The 22,773-nt window shown below is 48.6% G+C and carries 22 protein-coding genes; 8 read left to right on the top strand and 14 right to left on the bottom strand.

Translation table 11 applies throughout. The features are described from left to right. Window positions 1-298: 298 nt before the first annotated feature. Both O3C58_12750 and fetB read left to right on the top strand, forming a co-directional pair. Complete coding sequence (locus O3C58_12750) at window positions 299-1,060, top strand: phosphate ABC transporter ATP-binding protein (GenBank protein ID MDA0692721.1); 762 nt, start codon at window positions 299-301, stop codon at window positions 1,058-1,060. Next, window positions 1,014-1,814: an iron export ABC transporter permease subunit FetB gene (gene fetB / locus O3C58_12745; GenBank protein ID MDA0692720.1), complete on the top strand. Its 801-nt coding sequence runs from the start codon at window positions 1,014-1,016 to the stop codon at window positions 1,812-1,814. Before O3C58_12750 ends, fetB begins: the two co-directional genes overlap by 47 nt. A gap of 41 nt (window positions 1,815-1,855) precedes the next feature. Here fetB and fumC read toward each other — a convergent pair whose 3' ends face one another. Both fumC and O3C58_12735 read right to left on the bottom strand, forming a co-directional pair. Next, a complete protein-coding gene (fumC, locus tag O3C58_12740; GenBank protein ID MDA0692719.1) occupies window positions 1,856-3,244 on the bottom strand; it encodes a class II fumarate hydratase in 1,389 nt (462 codons plus the stop codon). Between the two features lie 51 nt (window positions 3,245-3,295). Continuing rightward, window positions 3,296-4,225 carry a sigma-70 family RNA polymerase sigma factor gene (locus O3C58_12735; GenBank protein MDA0692718.1) on the bottom strand — a complete coding sequence of 310 codons (930 nt, stop codon included), beginning with the start codon at window positions 4,223-4,225 and terminating at the stop codon, window positions 3,296-3,298. Between the two features lie 77 nt (window positions 4,226-4,302). Between O3C58_12735 and O3C58_12730 the strand changes: the two genes are divergently transcribed. Both O3C58_12730 and O3C58_12725 read left to right on the top strand, forming a co-directional pair. Then, window positions 4,303-4,533, top strand: coding sequence for a hypothetical protein (locus O3C58_12730; protein MDA0692717.1), 231 nt, complete (start codon window positions 4,303-4,305; stop codon window positions 4,531-4,533). Between the two features lie 298 nt (window positions 4,534-4,831). Continuing rightward, entirely contained in the window at window positions 4,832-5,377 is a 546-nt protein-coding gene (locus O3C58_12725) for a hypothetical protein (protein ID MDA0692716.1), read from the top strand. A gap of 114 nt (window positions 5,378-5,491) precedes the next feature. Here O3C58_12725 and O3C58_12720 read toward each other — a convergent pair whose 3' ends face one another. The 9 genes from O3C58_12720 to pheA all read right to left on the bottom strand — a co-directional run bounded on the left by O3C58_12720 (window position 5,492) and on the right by pheA (window position 14,364). Next, complete coding sequence (locus O3C58_12720; GenBank protein ID MDA0692715.1) at window positions 5,492-5,917, bottom strand: DUF1566 domain-containing protein; 426 nt, start codon at window positions 5,915-5,917, stop codon at window positions 5,492-5,494. Between the two features lie 115 nt (window positions 5,918-6,032). Next, window positions 6,033-6,827: an acyltransferase gene (locus O3C58_12715; protein MDA0692714.1), complete on the bottom strand. Its 795-nt coding sequence runs from the start codon at window positions 6,825-6,827 to the stop codon at window positions 6,033-6,035. Between the two features lie 148 nt (window positions 6,828-6,975). Further along, entirely contained in the window at window positions 6,976-8,046 is a 1,071-nt protein-coding gene (gene aroC, locus O3C58_12710) for a chorismate synthase (protein MDA0692713.1), read from the bottom strand. A 367-nt stretch (window positions 8,047-8,413) separates the two neighbouring features. Beyond that, complete coding sequence (locus O3C58_12705) at window positions 8,414-8,692, bottom strand: integration host factor subunit beta (protein MDA0692712.1); 279 nt, start codon at window positions 8,690-8,692, stop codon at window positions 8,414-8,416. A 268-nt stretch (window positions 8,693-8,960) separates the two neighbouring features. Further along, window positions 8,961-9,872: a signal peptide peptidase SppA gene (sppA, locus tag O3C58_12700; GenBank protein MDA0692711.1), complete on the bottom strand. Its 912-nt coding sequence runs from the start codon at window positions 9,870-9,872 to the stop codon at window positions 8,961-8,963. A 28-nt stretch (window positions 9,873-9,900) separates the two neighbouring features. Further along, window positions 9,901-11,613 (bottom strand): 30S ribosomal protein S1, encoded by a 1,713-nt coding sequence (locus tag O3C58_12695; protein MDA0692710.1) that lies wholly within the window; start codon window positions 11,611-11,613, stop codon window positions 9,901-9,903. Between the two features lie 136 nt (window positions 11,614-11,749). Further along, a complete protein-coding gene (gene cmk, locus O3C58_12690) occupies window positions 11,750-12,415 on the bottom strand; it encodes a (d)CMP kinase (protein MDA0692709.1) in 666 nt (221 codons plus the stop codon). Beyond that, window positions 12,416-13,285, bottom strand: a complete 870-nt coding sequence (locus O3C58_12685) for a prephenate dehydrogenase/arogenate dehydrogenase family protein (GenBank protein ID MDA0692708.1) — start codon at window positions 13,283-13,285, stop codon at window positions 12,416-12,418. Continuing rightward, complete coding sequence (gene pheA, locus O3C58_12680) at window positions 13,282-14,364, bottom strand: prephenate dehydratase (protein ID MDA0692707.1); 1,083 nt, start codon at window positions 14,362-14,364, stop codon at window positions 13,282-13,284. Before pheA ends, O3C58_12685 begins: the two co-directional genes overlap by 4 nt. Before the next feature lie 120 nt (window positions 14,365-14,484). Here pheA and O3C58_12675 point away from each other — a divergent pair, with 120 nt between their 5' ends. The 3 genes from O3C58_12675 (at window position 14,485) to O3C58_12665 (ending at window position 15,453) form a co-directional block, all read left to right on the top strand. Further along, a complete protein-coding gene (locus O3C58_12675) occupies window positions 14,485-14,793 on the top strand; it encodes an MTH1187 family thiamine-binding protein (GenBank protein ID MDA0692706.1) in 309 nt (102 codons plus the stop codon). 134 nt (window positions 14,794-14,927) lie between these two features. Then, window positions 14,928-15,161 carry a type II toxin-antitoxin system ParD family antitoxin gene (locus O3C58_12670; protein ID MDA0692705.1) on the top strand — a complete coding sequence of 78 codons (234 nt, stop codon included), beginning with the start codon at window positions 14,928-14,930 and terminating at the stop codon, window positions 15,159-15,161. Then, complete coding sequence (locus tag O3C58_12665; GenBank protein ID MDA0692704.1) at window positions 15,154-15,453, top strand: type II toxin-antitoxin system RelE/ParE family toxin; 300 nt, start codon at window positions 15,154-15,156, stop codon at window positions 15,451-15,453. Before O3C58_12670 ends, O3C58_12665 begins: the two co-directional genes overlap by 8 nt. 17 nt (window positions 15,454-15,470) lie before the next feature. Here O3C58_12665 and O3C58_12660 read toward each other — a convergent pair whose 3' ends face one another. The 3 genes from O3C58_12660 to glnD all read right to left on the bottom strand — a co-directional run bounded on the left by O3C58_12660 (window position 15,471) and on the right by glnD (window position 19,388). After that, entirely contained in the window at window positions 15,471-15,815 is a 345-nt protein-coding gene (locus O3C58_12660; protein ID MDA0692703.1) for a hypothetical protein, read from the bottom strand. A gap of 403 nt (window positions 15,816-16,218) precedes the next feature. After that, window positions 16,219-16,581 (bottom strand): cytochrome c, encoded by a 363-nt coding sequence (locus tag O3C58_12655; protein ID MDA0692702.1) that lies wholly within the window; start codon window positions 16,579-16,581, stop codon window positions 16,219-16,221. A 104-nt stretch (window positions 16,582-16,685) separates the two neighbouring features. Next, entirely contained in the window at window positions 16,686-19,388 is a 2,703-nt protein-coding gene (glnD, locus tag O3C58_12650; GenBank protein MDA0692701.1) for a [protein-PII] uridylyltransferase, read from the bottom strand. Between the two features lie 484 nt (window positions 19,389-19,872). Here glnD and O3C58_12645 point away from each other — a divergent pair, with 484 nt between their 5' ends. Continuing rightward, entirely contained in the window at window positions 19,873-22,119 is a 2,247-nt protein-coding gene (locus O3C58_12645; protein MDA0692700.1) for an NADP-dependent isocitrate dehydrogenase, read from the top strand. The last annotated feature ends 654 nt before the right edge of the window (window positions 22,120-22,773 follow it).

The raw sequence follows: 22,773 nt of genomic DNA, 5'->3' as shown, positions 1-22,773 counted from the left end.
ATGCGGAAGTGCGGAATTTAATTCCGCCTTTCCAGCCTGTGCGCACAGCCTGGAAAGGCTGTGCCACTTAAAAGCAAAAACCTGTAAAACTTAACCCGCTGACGGATTTTTCTCTTTTTCAGCAACCTGCTAATAGCAAGAACCTCCTCTGCCAGCAATCGTTCTCCCGGCTGAACGAGTTCTGCCTTTTTTCGCTGGTGACCCCAAGGAATAAAACCCCTCTTATGAGATTTTATATTTTTTGAAATATTTTCTCTCGGTTTGATAAAGTGGTCCCGTACCTCTTCGGGGAAAATTTATGAACGGCCTCTTAAAAATATCTAATTTATCCCTTACTAAGGATAAGGAAATTTTAAAAACGATTTCCTTCGCACTATCTCGCGGAGATTTCCTTTTGATACTGGGGCCTTCGGGGTCGGGAAAGTCTTCTCTTTTAAGATGTCTCAATCGTTTGGAGTCAATCACCGAAGGATCCGTGTTTCTGGAAGGGTGCGATACCCGGTCCATAGACACGGTGGAACTTCGCCGCCGGATCGGCATGGTCTTTCAGACACCTGCGCTTTTGCCGGGGACGGTCCGGGAAAATATTTCTGTGAGTTCCCGATTGCACAAACGGGCATTTAAAGACGCAGAAGGTGAATCCCTGGCTCAAAAAGTAGGCCTTGCTCTGGATTTTCTGGATCGCCCAGTTGAGACCCTTTCTGTTGGCGAACAGCAACGGGTGGCACTGGCTCAGTCTCTCGCCAATCATCCTCAGGTGCTGATGCTGGACGAGCCGACTTCCGCTCTGGACCCGACAGCGGTGTTGACCATCGAGCGGTTGATTCAATCCATCAACCGCGACTTGAAAACCGCCATCTTGTGGGTCACGCACGATGTGGCGCAGGCGTTGCGCTTCAACGCCCGGACTTTGATTCTCATGGACGGAGAAATTCTTGCTGAGGGAAATATACGAGAGTTGATGGCATCCAGCGCCGATGAAACCCTGCATCGATTCTTTCAGGGAACGTTGCATGCGGACCCAACGCACCAAAGACAAGGAGATGGGGATGGAAAATGAATCGTTGCTACTTTCCTACGGGCTGGTGATCGCGGCTCTTCTGATTTCCTATTTCAACCACTTGAAAATAGAACGGGAGATGGTGACAAGCTCGATTCGCGCCACGTTGCAGTTGATTGCGGTCGGGTTTTTATTGGATGCGATTTTAAACATTGAAGAACCCATTTACCTGTTTTTTATTTTGCTATTCATGAGCGCGGTGGCAGGGGTGATTTCCGGCAATCGCGGCAAGGAAATTCCTCATTCCCACGGGATCGCTATTTTAGGCATTACGTTGGGCTCTCTGGTCACGTTTGGACTTTTGTATGGTGCGGGGGTCATTCAACCGGAGGCGCGTTACGCCATACCCTTGGGAGGGATGATCATCGGCAATTCGATGAAAGCCTCGTCGTTGACGATGAATCGTCTGATCTCAGAGCTCGGTCACCAACGGCGGCAAATTGAAACTCTACTGGCATTGGGAGCCAACGCCCGGCAAGCGGCACTGGGGGCCGTCCGGCAAGCGGTGAAAGCGGCGATGATTCCGACGATCGATACCATGAAAACCGTGGGTCTGGTTCACCTGCCCGGCATCATGACGGGTTTTATCATTGCGGGCGGATCACCGTTGACGGCGGTGAAATTTCAATTGGCGGTGATCTATATGCTGGCGGGTGCCACCGGTATCACCTGTCTTCTGGTGACCCTGATGGCCTACCGCCAATGCTTCACGAGTGATCTGCAATTGCTGGAGCAGTTTCGTCCGGCTCGGTGAGCAATGAGTCCTTGATCTCACGTGGAAAAAACTCAACATCTTTACTTCGGTCCGATCATATTTTCCGGGCGGACTTTTTCGTCGAACTCTTCAGGCGTCAACAGGCCGAGAGCGCCTGCCGCTTCCTTGAGCGACGTGTTCTCCTGATAGGCTTTTTTGGCGACTCTGGCGGCGTTGTCGTAGCCGATGTGCGGATTGAGTGCCGTCACCAGCATGAGCGAGTTTTCCAAATGCGCTTCGATCTGCACGGTGTTGGGTTGAATGCCCACCACGCAATGCTGTTTGAAGGATTTGCTGGAATCGGCCAGCAGTCGGATGGATTGCAGCAGGTTGTAAATCATCACCGGTTTGAACACGTTGAGTTCGAAATGCCCGGAGGACCCGCCGACGTTGATGGTGGTGTCGTTGCCGATGACTTGCGCGGCGACCATGGTCATCGCTTCGGACTGGGTGGGGTTGACTTTCCCCGGCATGATGGAGCTTCCCGGTTCGTTGGCGGGCAGAATGATCTCGCCGATACCGCAGCGCGGCCCGGACCCCAGCCAGCGGATGTCGTTACCGATTTTCATGAGCGAGCAGGCGATGGTTTTGAGCACGCCGCTGGTTTCCACAATGGCATCGTGCGCCGCTAAAGATTCAAATTTGTTGGGCGCCGTGATGAAGGGCAAGCCCGTGAGCTCGGCAATTTTGTCGGCGACCTGTACGGCAAAGTCCCGGTGCGTGTTGAGCCCGGTCCCAACCGCGGTTCCGCCGAGTGCGATTTGATACATGCGCGGCAGGCATCCCTGAATTCGGTCCAGCGCGTAATCGAGCTGGGTGGTGTAGCCGCTGAATTCCTGACCGAGCGTCAGTGGCGTTGCGTCCATCAGATGGGTGCGCCCGATTTTAATGATGTCCTTGAATTCGGTGGATTTTTTTCTGAAAGCATCCCGAAGTTCGGTGATGGATGGAATCAGCCGGTCATGAATTTGTTCCACGGCGGCAATGTGCATGGCGGTAGGAAAGGTGTCGTTGGATGATTGGCCCATATTGACGTGGTCGTTCGGATGGACGGGGTCCTTGGAGCCTATTTGACCGCCGCTGATTTCAATGGCGCGGTTGGCGATGACTTCGTTGGAATTCATATTGCTCTGGGTGCCCGATCCGGTCTGCCAGATTCTAAGTGGGAAATGAGCGTCTAGTTTGCCCGCGATCACTTCATCCGCCGCCTGGACCAGCAAATCCTTTTTGTCCGCCGGCAGGAGGCCGAGGGAGGAATTGACGATGGCTGACGCTTTTTTCAAGATACCCATGGCGCGGATGATCTCACGGGGCATGGTTTCTATGCCGATGTCGAAATGGATGAGGGACCTGGCGGTTTGGGCTCCATAATATCGGTCGTTGGGAACCTGAATTTCCCCCATGCTGTCCGTTTCGATTCGACTGGTCATTTTTCTTCTCCTGGTTTTTGCACAGGCTTCCCAGCCTGTGCTACTTTTTTATTAACGGAAATACTCTGCCGCTTCCGGTAGATGTTTTTTAATATAAGTTTTGAATTTTTTCAACAGCCGTTGTTCTGATTGACGAATTGCCTCGCGGGTGATGCCATGGCGATCCCCGAGTTCCTGAAGGGAAAGGGGGGATTCCGACAAGACGCGGTCTTCGAGGATCTCCTGCTCAACGGGTTTCAGGTCTTCCTTAAATGCCTCAATTTTTTCTTGCAGTGTTTCTTTGAACATTTTAGAGACGACATGTTGTTCGGGGGTTTGGTCATGACCTAAGGTATCCGCAGGGGTTTGGGTGCTTCCGGCGCTCAAGGGGGCATCCATGGGCACATCGGCGGCTCCCAGGCTGGCATCGACATCGATCACTTCCTCCTCGTCCACACCGAATCGTTCGGCCAGCAGTTTGGTGGTGGGGGCGAACCCTTCTCTTTCCAGTCGTTCTTTTTCCTTTTGCAGATTGAAAAGCAATTTTCTACGCACATTGGTGGTGCCGACTCTCACCAGCCGCCAATTGTCGAGAATATATTTCAACATATAGGAACGAATCCACCAGGTCGCATAGGCGGAAAGCCGGACGCCGCGAAGCGGATCGAAATTCTTGACCGCCTTCATGAGACCGATGTTTCCTTCCTGCACCAGATCCATCATGGTATTCCATTCGCGTTTGAAGGTCATCGCAATTCGCACCACCATCATCAGGTGGGCTGTGGTCAACCGATACGCGGCGTTGAGATCCCCCGTTTTCTTGTATTTGACGGCGAGGGCATGCTCTTCCTCCTCCGAAAGTCCTTCGTATTGCCGAATTTCCCGTAAATAGGCGGTCAGCGGGTCCAGCCTGGCGAGGGATTCGTTCGCCCGAACCACAGGAAGAAGACGGTTATTTTCCGGTTCTTCTTCTATTTCGTCTTTATCCGTTTCTTTGTTCATTCAGAAATAGTTGTGTGCATTTTTTGAGCTTTCCAAATTACGTTGAATTTGTCTGGTGTAAAAATTACAATGATATTATGACTCGATTCATTTTGTTAGGACTCATCGTAACCGTTTTTATTCTTTTGGTGCGTACATTTTTCCCATCGCCCTCCGGGACGGGGGGGCCTGCCAAGGAGATGGTCAAGGACCCCAATTGCGAAACTTATGTTCCCGAAGCAGAGGCTTTGCGACGGGTGGTGGCCGGACAGGAACACTGTTTTTGCAGTGAAAAATGCGCCGAAGAATATTCACGAAAAAATGCTTAATATTAAGTATTGAATGGTGATCTTCCGCCCCCGGATTTTTTCAGAAACATCCAGTTTCTATAATGGACGTGTTAGGGGTGGCGTGAATAAATATCAAATTTCCGGGTCTCTGTAATATTATATCAAAGGATAGCCCTCACATTTTAAAACATTTGAGAGTGCCTCTAAAAATTGTGTTTGGCCATGAGCGGCCCTTATGAGATTAGGGCCCGTGAGTTGCCTTAAAGAAAAATTATCGAATTATTAGAAGTTCCTTTAATGTCTGGTCGTGTTATCCAATTCTTGGAAATGGGGTTTTATGTTCAAAAAAATGAGTGTTCTGGGTGGGATGGTATTGATTTTGGGTCTGGTGATAGCTTCCCCCAATGCCTTTGCTGATGACGTGTGCGTTCCGGTGGAAGAAAAACGTGTCAAGGTCGAGGGCTATATCTCCAAAAAATTCAAAAAGCAGGAGAAGGCTATTTTCAAGGAATTCGCGGAAATGGGGCACACCCGGGTGGCTTTGCGTCCTTATCCCGTTGGCGACACTTCCAAGGTGGTGGCCATTGGCCGCTGTGTTCCGGCTTATATCGCCCGGCACGTGCTGGAACGGACATTGAAATACACAAGCGGTGTGGATCAGATTGTCAACCAGGCCTTTATCTCCTCGCATTGGTTCGGGGTTGGGGTCACGATGTTTGATGAACCGTCCCAACAGAATGTAACCCCGGAACAGGTTCAACAGTTACTGGACCCGGCCTTGAGCACCGATGAATTTCAGGCGCTTTACCAAAAGTTTTCGATTCAGGACGAAACGGTTCCCTATTTTGGGTCGCAGCCAAAAAACGCTAAGAAGGCGCAATAACAGACGTTTTGTCTGGATCGGGTTTTTTTTTGTTGAAGGGGCAGGAGCTTGCAAATAAATTCACCCAGAATTTGTTGCAATGGCTCCTGCCCGTGTCGCTCTCTGGTATCAATATTAATCGCGCCGGACCAGGCGGACGGCATGGGAAATGGTTTTATCGTCCTTGCGATACCAGTAGGGAAGCCCGTTCACATAAAATATGATTTGCGCTTCGCCGCCTCTGGTTTCACTGGTCCAGGAGCAGTTGCCCATTCCGGGAGGGAAAATGGAATCGATGTTGATATCCGTCCCTTTGAAATCCTTGTTGAGTTTGGATTTTTCGAAAAGGGAAGTGGCTTCATGAATGGTGGGCATCCGCCAATCGTTGTGACCGGCGAAATTTTTATCGTTCATATCCCTGGCATATTGTTCGGCTTCGTCCCAGGTCACTTCCTTATCCAGGTCCAACCGGGAGTCGTTGGCGAGCCAGGTCAGGCTGGTCAGGGAGTCGTAAATGCTTCCTTCTGCGCTTTTTAAAAATCGGGACTTGTTTTTTTCCATAATATTCCTTTCCTGAACCTCCACGCACATTGGGAGGGCACGAGGTATTAGCGATGGATGGGATCATTCTGTAAAACCCTTGAGCATTCAAAAACTCTGCCAAGGGTAGCAAAATTTAATTGAGTCTGTAAAGGTCTTCCCTTCGGTCTGCAAACAGATGATTGTTCGGGTTGAGGCGTTTATCCCTGGCTGACGCAATATCCAGTTCGACCACCTTAACTTCCTCCTGGTCCAGGGATGCCCGGTACAAGACCTCGCCGGACGGGGCCACCACCTGACTCTGACCCATAAACTTCAGACGTTGACCGGGAATGCGTTCCTCCTGTCCGACCCTGTCTGCGGTGGCGATAAAAATCCCGTTTTCGAGACAGCGGGTGATCATGGCATCCGGGCAATGTTTTAAAACCAGATTGGCGGGATGAGCGATGATGTCGGCGCCCTTTAAGGCCAGTGTGCGCGCGGTTTCAGGAAAACGCCAGTCGAAACAGATCATCATCCCCACGCGCGCGCAACCGATGTCAAAAACCGCGAGCGGTGTTGTTCCCGGCTGAAAAATCTGCTTTTCGGTATCGAAGAGATGGGCTTTCTGGTATTTGCCGATGAAGCCGTAAGGGCCCACCATCACGGCGCTGTTGTAAATGGCGTCCCCTTCACGCTCAACGATTCCCCCGACGATGACGGCATTGATGTTTTTTGCCAGAGAGATGAGAGACTGGGTGGTCAACCCGTCGGGAACGGTTTCGGCAAGTTCCAGGGCCTCCTCCCGGTTGATGAACTGATAGCCCGTGGTGAAAAGCTCCGGCAGGACAAAAAGGTCCGCGCTTTCTTCAGCCAGCACACCGAGCACCTGCGCCAGGTTGTTCTCAATATCCCCGAATAGGGGATTATTTTGTACAAACCCTATTTTCATATAACGTTTTATATTCCTTGGTGTTTTGCCCGCGTTTAAAGGTTTTCGGCAGGGACAGGATAGTGGAAATAACGAGGCAGTGACAAGTATAAATTTTCAGATCTAGTAATCTTGCGAAGCGTCAGGAAATAGAGGACGCAAAAGGCCGCTATTTCAAGCGGGATAACTGTTGGCGCATCCAGTGATCGATCAGAGTCAGGGCGACCATGGCCTCGGCAATGGGAACGGCACGGGGGCAGATACAGGGATCGTGCCGGCCTTCGACGTTGATGGTCGCGGTCTTGCCTTTTTGGGTGACGGTGTTTTGGGTTTTGTTGATGGACGATGTGGGTTTCACCACCATACGGAGAACAATATTCTCCCCGTTGGAAATTCCTCCGAGAATACCGCCGGCATGGTTGGTTTTTGTGGTGATTTTTCGGCCTTTCATGATAAAGGCATCATTGCATTCGGAGCCGAGCATCTCGGCGGCTTCAAATCCAATGCCGATTTCCACTCCCTTGACCGCTGGAATGCTCATGACGGCCTTGGCCAAGTCGGCATCGAGCCGGTCGAAAACCGGTTCTCCGAGGCCGGCAGGAACGCCCTCAACCACGACTTCCACAATGCCGCCGACAGAGTCGCCTATTTTTCTGGCTTTCATGACATGGGCGATCATCTTCTCGGCCATGGCTTTGTCGGGGCAGCGGATGATATTTTTTTCGATCTCATCGAAATCGAAGTTTTGGGCACGGATGGGTCCGATTTGCCGGGTATAACCGGTTATTTTTATTTTCTGGCGTTTGAGGAGTTTTTTGGCGATGGCGCCGGCGGCGACCCGACCCACGGTTTCCCGTGCGCTGGAGCGGCCTCCGCCACGGTAATCACGAAACCCGTATTTCATCTGATAGGTGTAGTCGGCGTGACCGGGGCGAAAAAGATCTTTAATCAGTTCATATTTCGAGGAATCCGCGTCCTGGTTTATCACCAGCATGGAAATCGGGGTTCCCGTCGTTTTGCCCTGGAAGACCCCGGACATGAACTGGACCTTGTCGCCTTCCTTGCGGGTGGTCGTGACCTTGCTTTGACCGGTTTTCCGGCGGTCGAGTTCTTTTTGGATTTCTGACTCCTTGAGCGGCAGTCCTGCCGGACAGCCCTCAACCACAACCCCGACCCCTGGGCCATGGGATTCACCCCAGGTCGCTATTTTGAATATTTTTCCAAACGTGTTTCCCGACATGATTTTTTTCTTATCGAATTGGAGTCAAACCACTTTCCACGAATTTCGAGGGAGAAGTGTTTTTATATTTAAAACTTGTCCGGTGAAAAAACCGGAAATGACCACAATTAAAAATAGTTAAGGTGAGAGATCGTTTTGTTTAAGGAAAGTCTGGAGCACCACAGGCCGAATTCCACACAGCCTGAAAAACCACGTCTTTATCAAGGAGACTGGGGAGAGTAAAAAGGCTGGGAATGGTGATTGATCGAGAATCAGTGCCGATTGAAGGTCAACCTATCGACGAGATCCACCTGGAACAAAAACCACGCACTGAAAGTTTTTTCGTGCTCCGGTTTTCGACCAAAACGACGTTTCGGATAACCGGAGATTATTCGTTGTCCACCAATTCCCGCAATTCTTTCCCAGCTTTAAAGAAGGGTACTCTTTTTGCGGGAACATCGACTTTGTCACCTGATTTTGGGTTGCGCCCGACCCTTGCGTTTCTCTCTCGGATGCGGAAGCTGCCAAAGCCTCGTAACTCAACCTTTTTCCCTTCGCTCAGCGACTCTGTAATGCTCTGAAATACAGTGTTTACAACAATTTCGGTCTGCTTTTTGGTCAGGTCAATTTGGTTTGCCACCTTTTCAACCAGCTCTGCTTTTGTCATTAATTGGTCCCCCTCGTCGCGCAACGAAAAGATAATTGGTGGTATCCACAGGAATAAAATTTGCTCTCAAAGTATAGCACTAAAGTCAATGAAGTCAAGCCGTTTGATAGCGTTGAGCCAGGGGTTCTTGTTAGGGAGGGATTAAAGCGATTGTTGAAGAAATCGATAAAACGTAATGTTATCAATAGCCTGCAATTTTGATCCTGAGTAATTTTTTCTTTTGAGTCGGGAATCGCAGGGTTGGGGCGGGGGTTTTAATCGTATTTAATCATTGCAGGGTCCAAAGAAACTGGGGCACCGGGTAAGCGTTAGACGAAAGGGTTTGGGTCAGGTTTTTTGAAAGTGAGGACTGCAACAGCCAATCGAGGAAAGGAACCTCTTCTTCTTCCTCCACGATTTGTGGGGGGCCGTCGATGTGAGCCTGAATGGCAAGAGCATCGATGGCATCCTGCAAGCCGCCAAGTTGATCGACCAGATTATATTCCAGTGCCTGCCGACCGGTGAACACCCGCCCATCCGCCAAGGGCTTTACTTGTTCGGTCGAAAGGTTTCTGCCTTTTGCCACGTCTTCAACAAACTGCTGATGCACATCATCCACCAGGTTTTGTAGCAGTTTGCGCTCTTCATCGGAAATGGGTCTTACGGGAGAACCGGCATCCTTGAATTCTCCACTTTTAATGACTTCGGGCTTCACTCCGATTTTTGAAATCAGGTCCTGAATATTGGAGAAAGCCATGATGACCCCGATACTTCCCGTCAACGTTCCCGGATTCGCGAAGATTTCATCGGTGGCGCTGGCAATGTAATATCCGCCGGAGGCCGCAACGGTCCCGAGCGAGGCATAAATCTTTTTCGTTCCGTCTTCTTTGATTCTGACGACGGCATTGTATATTTCCTGGGAAGGTCCCACCGCACCCCCAGGGGAATCAATTCTTAATATGATTCCCCTGACGTGGGGGGCGCGTTGAAATTTCCTCAACTGCTGAACGATTTCTCTTGAACTGGAGATCATTCCCTGAATTTCCACGACGGCGATCTGATTGTCTGACTGGATGAAACCGTCTGAAAAAAATGCGCTAATGACGGAAGACACGATCATCATCAGAAAGACTCCCCCAATAATCAGCAAAAGAATTTTACCAAAGGATCTTTTGGATTTTGGAGCGTCGTAAGAAGTCATAGGGATCACCCGTTAGAAAGAGAAAAAATCATTCGCTACTCTCTTCTTCTTTGAAGTTTTCGAATTCAGCCTGTTCTTTTTCGATTTCTTCAATGCTCAGGTTTTGTTCAAACGCTTTGATGCTCAAAGCGATTTTCTTGTTGACGGTATCCACCTTAATAACTTTGGCTTGAATGGGATCGTCAACCTTCACCACCTGGTCGGGAGATGCAACTTTATTCGAAGACAATTGCGAGACATGGATCAATCCTTCCAGTCCATCGCCAAACTCGGCAAAGGCTCCGAACCCGGTCACTTTAATAATGTTCCCGGTCACTTCGGTGCCGATGGGATAGTTTTTAGCAATATCGTTCCATGGGTCGGGCTCGAGTTGCTTGACTCCCAGCGAAATCCGGCTGTTGCCTTTGTCGATGCTGAGGACAACGGATTTGATTTTGTCTTTCTTTCTGAGCGCTTCGGAAGGGTGTTTGATCTTCTTCCAGCTCAAGTCGGAAATGTGAATCAGACCGTCCACTCCATCTTCCAGTTCGACAAATGCGCCAAAGTCCGTCAGGTTTCTGACCGTACCCTCGACTTCGGAGCCAATGGGATATTTCCCATCGATACCTTCCCAGGGATTGGGTTCGATTTGTTTCATCCCGAGAGAAATTCGTTTTCTTTCTTTATCCAGAGTGAGCACGACGGCTTCCACGTCATCGTTGAGCGCCACCATTTTACTTGGGTGTTTGACGTGCCGGCTCCAACTCATTTCTGAAATGTGAACCAGGCCTTCGATGCCTTTTTCCAATTCCACAAAAACCCCGTAATCGGTGATGCTGACCACGCGTCCTTTGATTCTGGTGCCAACGGGGAACTTGCCTTCAACCTCCACCCACGGATCGGGGGTGATTTGTTTCAAGCCGAGGGAGACGCGCTCTTTCTCTTTATCGTATTTGAGAACCATCACTTTAACCATGTCGCCAATGGCAAACATTTCGGAGGGATGGTTGACCCGGCCCCAGGACATGTCTGTGATATGCAGTAAACCGTCCATGCCGCCAAGGTCGATGAAGACGCCGTATTCGGTGATGTTTTTGACAATACCTTCGATAAGGTTGCCCTCGGCCATCTGCTCCAGGGTACCTTCTCTGAGTTGTGTGCGTTGCTCTTCAAGAAGAATTCTGCGGGAAAGGACGATATTTCCCCGTTTTTTGTTCATCTTGATGATCTTCATTTTGAACGTGTCGCCGATCAGTTTTTCCAGATTGCGGATCGGGCGCAAGTCGATCTGCGAACCAGGAAGGAAAGCCTTGAGGCCAATATCGACGGTGAGTCCGCCTTTGGCCTTGGCAATGACAATGCCTTCGATGGTTTGATCGGCTTCATAGGTTTTCACCAGGTCATCCCAAATTTTGATTTTGATGGCCTTTTCTTTGGACAGAACAACATTGCCTTCGTTGTCTTCCACGCGTTCCAGATACACTTCAATCTCAGATCCGGCGACAAGACTCTTGCCATGATCAGGAAACTCATGCAGCGAGATGAGGCCTTCGGACTTAAAGCCAACATCCACGATGATATGGTCTTTATGGACTTCGATAACGGTTCCGTTGATGATTTGGCCTTCCTTGAACTGGCCCAGACTTTCACTGAAGTAGGCTTCCATTTCATCGTAGGAGACTTGGTCCTCGGTGGATAATTTATCCTTTTCCGCAAGTTCATCCTGGTCCATTTGGGCTCTCAGGGTTGCATCAGTTTTCATGATCAAATAACTCTCACTTTCAGTTAATAATTCAGGGGCCCCGAAAAATCCAACTCGGACTCCGGGGCAACCCTTTTAATAATTAAGGGGCGGTCCTGGCAAAAGCCAAAAAAATACTCATTTTCAACGGTCCCCTCTAACAAGTCGGGTTTTTTTGAATCCAACCCATCATATGGTTCACTACTTCGTTCAAATCAAGGCTCGTGGTGTCCAGACAAATTGCATCCTCCGCAGGTTTCAGGGGAGATACTTTTCTATTTCTGTCTTTGTCATCCCTGAGTTTTACCTGTTCTATGATGGCATCAAGGTCCACAGCCTGATTTTTTGCTTTCAACTCCAGATAGCGGCGTTTCCCTCTTTCTTCGGGGGTGGCGTCCAGAAAAAACTTTTTATCCGCCTCGGGGAAAACGACGGTGCCAATGTCGCGCCCTTCCATGACGATATTGCCGCTTTTCCCCATCGTCCTCTGGGAGGCGACCAGGATTTCCCGAACCTTTCCAAGAGAAGCAACGATGGCGGCGTCCTGGTCAACGGATTTGGTTCTTAAGAGGCCGGTCACATCTTTTTCGTCAACAACAACGGCTTGGCCCTCGGGTCCGGGAATAAATTGTATATTCAGATTCCTGGCAACCTCGGCAATGTCTTCTTCATGGTCCAATGTCATTCCCAATTGCTGGGCCTTCCAGGCAACCGCCCGATACATGGCGCCGGTATTGATATGTCTAAACTGCATTTTTTGGGCGACAATTTTAGCGGCGGAACTCTTTCCACTACCAGCAGGTCCGTCGATTGCGATGATCATTTATTCTTCACTCAGGTTTAAACGATATTTGTTTGCCGTCTCAAACGTTTGTTCCAGCAATTGGCTGTCTTCGTTTTCTATGGCGTTTCGCACTTGCTGCAGGGATGCCTGGAATTTATCGATCAGGCTTAAAACGGGTTTTTTATTGGATAAGAAGATGTCCCGCCACATGACCGGATTGCTGGAGGCGATCCGCGTGATATCTTTCAACCCGCCTCCGGAAAAAGAGATAACCTCCGTATGGTTTTTGGTGGAGATACCGCCAATGGTGTTCATCAGAGTGTAGGCGATGATATGGGGCAAATGGCTGACCGCTCCAAAAATAGTGTCGTGCTCTTCTACATCCAGGCTGATGACCTGCATGCCTGTTTGTTCCCAGAATTCTTTCACCCTCGCCAGAGCGGAAGCATTGGTTTTCAGGGTCGGGGTGACAATGCATTTTTGCTGCTCGAATAAATCAGGCGACGAGGCTCCAAAGCCGGATTTTTCTCCACCCGCTATTGGATGGGAGCCGACAAAATAAACCGAGTCCGGCAACTGGGATTGAATATCACTCACCACCGTTTTCTTGACCGACCCTACATCTGTCACGATGCAACCGGGCTTAAGAAAAGCCGCAATTTCACCGGCAATCGGCCCCAATGTACTCACCGGCGTACAAAGAACGACCAAATCGGAATGCCTGACAGCGGTCTGCAAGTCGGTTGCGTAGGAGTCGATGATGCCGAGCTCTTGGGCTTTTTTTAGTTTTTCGGGGTTCATTCCAAAACCAACAACGTTTTTGACCAGCCCCTTTTTTTTACACACGCGCGCCAAAGATCCGCCCAAAAGACCCACCCCGATGATGGTGATTTGCTCGAACGTCTTCATGCCTTGGTCCTCGACTCTGGATAAGACCCCAAAACTTTCATGAACAGGCTTTGCCGGCTCAAGGCGTCGATCACTTTCTGGACGTTGGGGTCATCGACATGACCGTCGAAATCAAGGTAGAAAAGGTACTCCCAGGTTCTGTTTCTTAGAGGCCGGGATTGAATTTTCGTCAGATTGATTTTATGCATGGCAAACATTTGCAGGACATTGAGCAGGGAACCGGCTTCATCCTTGATGGAAAACATGAGGGTGGTTTTGTTGCTCTTGGCCTTTTTGGCTTTTTCCTTGCCGATGATCAGGAAACGGGTGTGATTGTCTGGCCGGTCCTGGATTTTTTTGGCCAGAACATTCAATTGATTCACTTCTGCGGCGAGCGCTCCGGCAATGGCGGCGGTGGTTTTTTTCTTGCTGGCCAGTTGCGCGGCGCTGGCCGTACTTGAAAACGGGATTTGCTCGACGCCGGGCAGATGCCGGTTCAGCCAGTTCCTGCATTGGGCCAGGGCCTGGGGGTGCGAGTAAATCACCTTGATGCTATTCATGTCCTCAGCTTTGGACAACAGGCACAGCGAAACTTCCAGCTTGATCTCGTCGCAGATCAAAAGGGGAGAGTCCACGAAACAGTCGAGAGTCAGGTTGATGACCCCTTCGGTGGAGTTTTCTACCGGAACGATGCCGTAATCACAATTTCCCTGCTCAACCTCGGAAAATATGACTTCGATGCTGTTGAATGGAGTCAAGACGGCAGAACGACCGAATTGCTTGATAGCGGCCTGGTGGCTGAACGTGGTTTCCGGACCCAGAAAGGCTATTTTGAGGGGTTTTTCCAGGGCGAGGGTCGCGGAGAAAACTTCGCGAAAAACCACTTCCACGGCTTCATCCGGGAACGGCCCCTGGTTGCTGTCTGTTAAACGCCGTATGATATCCCGCTCCCTGTGGGGAACATGGAAATGCTTGGCACTGTTGGCTTTGGACTTTTCTTTGCCTATCTGGATCGCGAGAGCGGCCCGTCGGTTGATCAGCTTCAACAGCTGATCGTCAATCTTGTCTATTTTTTCGCGTAAATCTTGTATTTCGGGCAATGCATATTACCGCCTTTACTTGGATTTTCGAAAATCCGCTGGAATCTCGAATGGAAGTGTAGGATCATTTCACAATTGAGTCCCCGATTGCAAGTAAATATTTTTTAAGGAGTTAAAAAGATGGTGCTTCTGGAATTCAGCATGTCCCCAATGGATAAGGGGGAAAGTGTCAGCAAGTATGTCAGCCGGTCGCTTAAAATTATCGACGAAAGTGGCGTGGATTATCGCCTGAACCCGATGGGCACAGTGTTGGAAGGAGAATGGGACGAGGTGATGGCGGTGGTGAAAAAGTGCTATGACACGATGAGGGCCGACTGCAAGCGCATCACCTGCTCGATCAAAATCGACCACCGCGAAGGCAAAACCGGGCGGCTGGAGTCCAAGGTTGCGTCCATTGAGTCGAAACTGGGTAAAACGATGAAGAAATGAATGTGGGGGAGGCATGAAAACCTATGCGCGTGCCTCCAAAGTCACCCCATTAGCCTTTTCTCAGAGTTGCACGATATGCGGATATTGGCATATAATGGCAAATATTGTCATTAATCTTATGGGAGTGCATAAAAATGGCGAGTTTGAATGTTTCTTTACCCGATGTAATGCGGGAATGGGTCAACGCGCAAGTGAAAGGCGGGGAGTATGCCAATGCCAGTGATTACATCCGTGACCTGATCCGGAGCGATCAAAGGAAGCGCGAGGCTCTGAAAGAGGCTGTACTTGAAGGTCTGTACAGCGGAACCAGTCCGCGGAAGATCCAGGACATCGTTAAAGATACCAAAGTTCGGCTTAAAAATGCCTGACTATGAACTTTCCCAAAAAGCCGACCAGGATTTAACGGAAATTTATCAGTATTCGATTGAGACTTTTGGCGAAGGCCAGGCCGATAAATATTTTCTGGACTTGGATCATTGCCTGCAAACTTTGGCAGAAAATCCGCATCAAGGCCGTCCGGCTGACGAAATCGAAAAAGGGATTTTCCGTTATGAACACGGCAGGCATATAGTCTTTTACGTGGTCCGACCGCCGGGGATTTTTGTCGCCCGTATCCTCCATCAAAGCATGGATATTAGACGCCATTTTGGGCCTGCGTAAAACCGATCTTTAGTTGGTTAATCTTGTTCCCGCCACCTATCATAGCTTTCTTTAGGCAACCATTTTTCTTCCGGCTTTGAAGCGTTTTTACTGTCATCAACTAATTCACCCAATCCCTTGATTGGTCCCTGCTCTTTAATAAGTTCCTTGAAGGATTTCCCATCCCGGTTCTGATAATTTTGTACCAACGTTTGTAAATGTTCAATTTGCTTACGCAGTCGCCCAATTTCTTTGTCCTTTTCTTCGAGCTGGATTTCAAGTTGTTCTATTTTTGGGTTAAGATCGATCTTGTCTTCTTGAAAAATTCCAAAAACCCAACTGATAAAAAGGGAAATACCTAAAAACCATAGGATAGCTTCCAAAACTTTCTTTCCTCCCTCTAGGTAAAGTTAGGTATTCATAGCAAATTGACAGATGGATGCTTAAAAGGATTGGAAATTTATGAGAAATCCCCTTTCTTATTTTAGATCAAGTTTTGATATAGTGTTAAAATATCAAATAAGGAGGTTTTATTCAAATGTTAGCTTATTCCCATGCCCGGTTATGCTTTAAGGCTAAATATATTGAACCTTTGAATGATGATGATTTATTTCAGGTCGAAACACGGAGGAGTGGAATATTTCGAATGACTAAAAGGAAATTTTATGAGATTTTTCCAAATGTAATAAGGAGCAAAAGCTACCAAGTAAAGGGCATTTACCACTATCCAAAAGTACCCTCAAAAGCCTTTCCTTTTAAAGTTAAGTGATCTTAAATAAATTAGGTTTAATAATCCATCCTCCCCCCCATCAACTCCTTGCGAATATAGTGAACCACCGCGCGCATTTCTTCTTTGGATAGATTGTCCTTCCACGGCATCATGGCGGTTCCGGGGCGGCCATTGGTGGCGGATGCGATCATCCGTTCCCAGGTGAGTTCTTTTTTCGATTGTGCGGATGTGAAATTTTTAGGCGGCGGGTTCAAGGCGTTGGCGGCGAAGCTCTTTCCATCGCCTTCAATCCCATGACACACCTTGCACCGTTTGAGATAAATTTCCTTGCCCAATTCCAGCTGGGGCTGAGGGGCGTCATGCGATGACGCCAGCAGCCATCCGGGGAATATTAATAAGCCTATTAAATAAAGATTCATGGTTTTTGCGCTGGATGTTTTAAGGAAAGTTTTATTTAAAAACCTCTCCTATCCTTCGACAAGCTCAGGATGACAAGCTTGGTAAAGAGCAGAATTTTTTCAGCTCAGCCGATGTCTTCCAGCTTGTCGATCAACAGGATTTGGACGAGTTTATCCTTGATCCTGAGGATCAGCTTTGGGAATACGATTTTTTTGTCGTTCAGAGACACGTAAAAAACATCGATTCCCCGGTCGCCTTTGGTCGAGATTTTGGCGCGATGAATCTGAATGCCAAATTCTGAAAACACGGTGGCGATTTTGTACAACATGCCGATATGGTCACGGGCTTCGATGCGGACAATCGTGAACGGGGTTTTCATCGCGTTGTCCACTTGAATTTTAGGGATGATTGCCAGGGAGGCTGTTTTTGCAACGACGTATCGTGTTCGGGCGGCAAATAAAGTGCGCAGGTCCATTCTGCCCTCGAAAATTTCCCCGAGGTTGCGTTTTACGTCTTTCCAGACTTTCAGGCTTTTCGGGTCTTCTTTGGCGGCTCCCACTTGCAGGGTGATGATGACGATGCCGTCTTTTTTTAAATAGATGCGGGCGCTCAGGATATTAAGGTTTTTCGCGGTCAGCGTTCCCACCAGTTTTTTGAAGGCTTCCAGTTTTGCCAGACAGCACAGGGTCACATTGTGGAAGTTTCCCGCTTCGTTGTATTGATGATGGAAAATAAACCGTTTATCCTTGAGGGATCGAATGAGGCGCAGGTGCAAAGCGATTTCTTCGGATATCGATGATAGCAGGTAATTTTTCGGAAGCCGGGCGAGATGCTGTTCGATTTCCTCCACAGGAAACTCTGACTGCAGGGCTTTGTATACCTCATCACTGGTGGTTTTGGACTTTTCCTTCAGAGACGCCGGTCGTTCCAGGTGCTGAAGGATACGGTGATACAGGTCGGACAATAAAACACTTTTCCATGCGGTCCACGTTCCCGGGGCCACGGCTCTAAGGTCCGCATAGCTGATGAGATATAAAAGTTTCAACCGCTCTTCATTGCCCACTTTTTCCGCGAAATTTTTAATAATTTCCGGTTCGTGAATGTCCTGGTGCAAGGCGGTTTCGATCATTTCAATCTGGTTGGCGATCAGGAAACTCAGCGTTTGGGCTTCAGAGGCGGTGAGTTTAAGACGATCGGTTATCGCGGACAAAATATCTCCCTGGTTGCAGCTCGTTTGAGACCCATGATCTTTTCCAATGGAAATCAGGAGGACCGCAAATTTGAGCAGTGGTTTCTTGGAAATTTTCTGGTAAATTTGGGCCAACTCATCAAGACCGTGTCCGTCGGGGTCTATCAGTTCTTCCAGAAAGTGCACCATTCTCAGAGAATGTTCATCGGCGGTGTAGCGATGATAAAAATCATAACTGACCATGCAGTGCGCCCGGCCAAACTCAGGCAGGATCTGGCCCAGTATTTCCGATTCATGCAAGAGCCTGAGGCCTTTTTCCGCATGTGGCTCCTCAAGGAGAGAAAATAAAAAATTTTTTACGGAAGTTTCTTTTATGAACTCCTCGTCCAGCAGGTGTTTATGACGGTGGAGTTGTCTTTTTAGACCAAAATCGGGTGCCAGGTTATTTTTCCGGCAAAGTTCAAATGGTTTAAGAAGGAGAGTCCGGTCGTTTTGGAATCTTTCTTCCAGGTTCCCCTCCATCAGCAGGGTCGAGTCCTTGGCAATGAATCCGTCACCCAGAGATTTTTGCGTCAGGGTAGAAAGTACCGACTTGAAAGAACGCTGAGTTTGTCGGCAAAGTTCGAACACGGTGTGGGAGAAATTTTTGATGTTTGTGGCATGCAGAAAATAATCGCGCATGAAGTTTTCGACACAGGCGGTTTCGTTATTTCCCGTGTAATTCAGATTCGCGGCCAGTTTTTTTTGAATATCGAGACTGAGCACGTCAGATTTTTTTTCTACCAGGTAATGCAGTTCATTGCGCACTCTGAGTAAAAAGTTGACGGACTCGTAAAGCGTGTCCACTTCCTGTTTCGAGATCATTGCATTTTGACCAATTTCCCGAATCGACAGACAGCCAAATCGGACCGCCGTCGCCCATAAAGCGGTGTGGTAGTCTCGCAATCCGCCGGCGCCCTCTTTAATATTGGGTTCCCGGGTGCCAACCAACCCATCTTCCATTCCGTAACGGGAATATTTTTCCTTCAGTTTTGAATCCAGAAATTGTTTGATATTTTTTTTAAGAACGTTTTTTTCGAAGGATTGGTTGAAATCTTCGTATATTTCTTTTTGACCGATCAAAAACCGGGTTTCTATCATCGAAGTCTTGATGGTCAGATCTTCTTTGGCAAGTTGGATACACTCTTTAATGGTCCGGCAACTATGGCCGATTTCCAGACCGATTCCCCAGAAAATTGAAATGAGGTCTTGAATGAATGTGTCGGTTATTTTTTTTATTTTTTCCGGACGGAGAAATAACAGGTCGATGTCCGAAAACGGGTTCATCTCGCCTCGGCCATAACCGCCGACGGCTACCAGGGCGAATTCTTCCAGGGTGTTCGACCCGGAGTAAGGTTTGATCGACGCCAGAGCGTTGATGAGATGGCGAATGACGGCATCGATCAGGCAGGTATGGGCTTGAATGACTTCCCGGCCTCCGGCGCCGTCCCGGTGCCAGGCACGGATTTTTTCCTTTTCATCTCTCATCAGGACCTTGAAGGCCGTAAAAAATTCCAGGCGTTCCCTTGGGTTGTCGGGGATATTCTGGACCGGGCGGAAATCAATTCCGAATTTGTAATGGTGGGTCGATTGACTCATTAAAGTATAGGGGACCTCGCTGAACGGCAACGGAAGGGGTGGATTAACAACTGATTCTGAACGGGAGTCACTCTGTATTCATGACATGCCTGTGGATGAAAAGGACAGGTTCAACATTGTGTTCATAATGTGATAACTACCCTCAGTATAAGAAAAGGATATCACCAAACTTCAAATCCTGGAAATGGAAATAAGGCCATGGAATTAAAAGAGGTTTGGCAATACGGGGTTTTTGAAGGTCGTGGTTCGGATGGACGAACTTTTTTTATTGCCTTGCTAATGGGATTAAAGTGTATGGTTTTTTCAATGATTCCATAGGGATGGGGACCAAAATGGCTTGACAAAACCCACTCAATAATTTAGTTTACCCCCCATCCACACTCTTTTATTTTTCAAGTGTTTTCTTATCATTCTTCTGGATTGAACCATTCCGGTAATCCATTAATCCATAAACCAATCTATTTTTTTGAGGAAATTTGTGATCATGGTAAATACAGACCAGCCAGATATCATATATACAAAAGTTGATGAAGCGCCAGAGCTTGCGAGCGGATCGTTTCTTCCGATAGTGCAGTCTTTCACGCAAGTGGCGGGTGTCAAGGTGGGCACGATGGATATTTCTCTCGCGGGCAGAATCATCGGCCAGTTTCCCGACAAGCTCAAACCCGAACAGCGGCAACCGGATGATCTGGCGGTTCTGGGCGAACTGGTAATGAAGCCGGAAGCGAATGTCATCAAGCTGCCCAATATCAGCGCGTCCATTCCCCAGTTAAAGGACGCCATCCAAGAATTGCAGTCTCAAGGTTATGCGGTTCCTGACTACCCGGAGAATCCGAAAAATGACGAGGACAAGGAAATTAAAGCCAAGTATGGCAAGGTTCTGGGAAGCGCGGTCAACCCGGTGTTGCGACAAGGGAACTCGGATCGCAGGGCCTCGGTTTCGGTCAAAAATTACGCCAAAAGTAATCCCCACAAAATGGGCAAATGGGCAAAAGACTCTAAAACAAATGTTGCGACCATGACGAGTGGAGATTTCCGCTCCAATGAAAAATCTGCAACCATTTCAGAGCAGTCGGCTGGAAAGGGCAGGATCGAGTTTGTCAGTGCGGACGGCAGCACCACGGTGTTGAAAGACAAATTAACTTTTGACGCCGGCGATGTGGTCGATGCGACCGTGATGAGTTGCTCAGCGTTGCGCAACTTTTTTGCAAAGCAAATCGAGGCGGCAAAAAAGGACAGTGGCGTGGTGCTTTCTTTGCACATGAAAGCCACGATGATGAAAATTTCCGATCCCATCATCTTTGGTCATGCCGTAACCGTTTTTTTTGCAGATGCTTTTGAGAAGCATGCGGACACGTTTAAAAAATTAGGCGTCAACCCGAATAACGGTTTGGGCGACGTGTATGCCAAGATTAAGGGTTTGCCGGAATCCCAGCAAAAAGAAATCGAAGCGGACATACAGGCTTGCATCAAGAAAGGGCCTGAGCTGGCGATGGTCGATTCCGATAAAGGGATAACCAATTTACATGTGCCGAGCGACATCATTGTTGACGCTTCCATGGCGGCGACGATTCGCAACTCTGGAAAAATGTGGGGTCCCGATGGTAAAGAACACGACACATTGGCCCTGATTCCCGACAGCAGTTATGCGGGTATTTATCAGTCAGCCATTGATTTTTGTCGGGAGAATGGTGCGTTTGACCCGACCACGATGGGCACGGTTCCCAATGTCGGCCTGATGGCGGAAAAGGCGGAGGAATACGGATCTCACGACCGGACCTTTGAAATGTCTGGAAAAGGTTCTGTCCGGGTGATTGATGGGGCGGGACAGATCATGCATCAACTCGATGTCGAAGCGGGTGATATCTTCCGCAGTTGCCAGGTAAAGGATATTCCCATTCAGGACTGGGTCAAGCTGGCCGTCAGCCGAGCCAGGCTGTCTGCAACGCCTGTTGTTTTCTGGTTGGATAAAAACCGGGCTCATGACGCCCAGATGATTGAAAAAGTAAACCGCTACCTGAAGGATCACGACACGAGCGGTCTGGACATTCAGACCCTGTCGCCGGTGGAGGCTATGAAACATGCGTTGAAACGGGCCAAAGAAGGCAAGGACACTATTTCCGCCACCGGAAATGTTCTCAGGGATTACCTGACCGACCTGTTCCCGATACTGGAACTTGGCACCAGCGCAAAAATGCTGTCGATCGTTCCGCTCATTCAGGGCGGGGGTCTTTTTGAGACCGGGGCGGGAGGTTCGGCGCCCAAGCATGTTCAGCAGTTTGTGAAGGAAGGGCATTTAAGATGGGAGTCTCTTGGCGAATTTCTGGCTCTGTCGGAATCATTGGCGCATTTGGGTAGAAAAAACCAAAATGCAAAAGCGCAAGTGCTGGCAGAAACACTCGACCGGGCCACCGGCAAGTTGATGGAGAATAAAAAATCTCCAGGCCGTGAGGTGGGTGAGTTGGATAATGCCGGAACCCATGTTTATGAAACGCTCTATTGGGCTGAAGAGCTGGCGGCGCAAAACGACAATCAGGAGCTTAAAGAGCGGTTTCAGCCTGTCGCTCAAGCGCTTGCGGCCAAACTGGATGTCATTATTAAAGAACTGGTTGCCGCTAAAGGCAAGCCTGTTGATATCGGCGGTTATTATCATCCTGATGCGCAAAAGGTGGCGGCGGGGATGCGTCCGAGTGCAACATTCAACAAAATATTGGACAGCCTGGCAAATTGATCGAGAGGAAAACGAACCCCGATTAAAACACAGAACATCTTCGGGCTTGATGGCAGATGAAGGGGGAATTATTGCTAACTGAATATAATACGATAATACAGTAAGGAAGCTAGACTTTCGTTTTAGGGGCATAGCTGCCAGGTTCGGCATTATGCCGAGCTAATTTGGCTAGAAGTCTTGCAATTATCGACCTAAAATAGAAAGCAAAAAAATGTTATTTTTCTCAATAAAGCCCATATTCTGAATGATCTGGCAAATGGATCCCGGGTTGTGATCGATGCGAGCATGACCAAGTATCATAGGCTATGATGCATGGGAAATAATAGAGAACAATAAAATCGAAGCCAAGTTTAAGAAATCAAACTCGAATTGATAGGTGCCACCCGTGACGTATAAAATAAATTATGTTTCGACAGCATCACAATTGCCTTAGGAGTTCATACACAATGGTAGATGATGACAGGCAACCGGTGGTCATGAGTGATCCTCCCCGGAATTAATGAAAAAGCTCCTCTTTTTCGTGTTCATTTTTACTGTGCAAGATCAGGTTCTCCTAATCGTAACAACAATAAACTCCAGGTTAAATTTTCCAGTCAAAATTTTTCATCAAGGTCTCGGCAATCGGATTAGAAAATTTTCGGGGACTTGAAATCA

The organism is Nitrospinota bacterium (assembly GCA_027619975.1).
GTDB lineage: Bacteria > Nitrospinota > Nitrospinia > Nitrospinales > VA-1 > JADFGI01.
The sequence above is the reverse complement of the archived record's forward strand: the minus strand, read 5'-3'. Positions and strand labels throughout refer to the sequence as shown.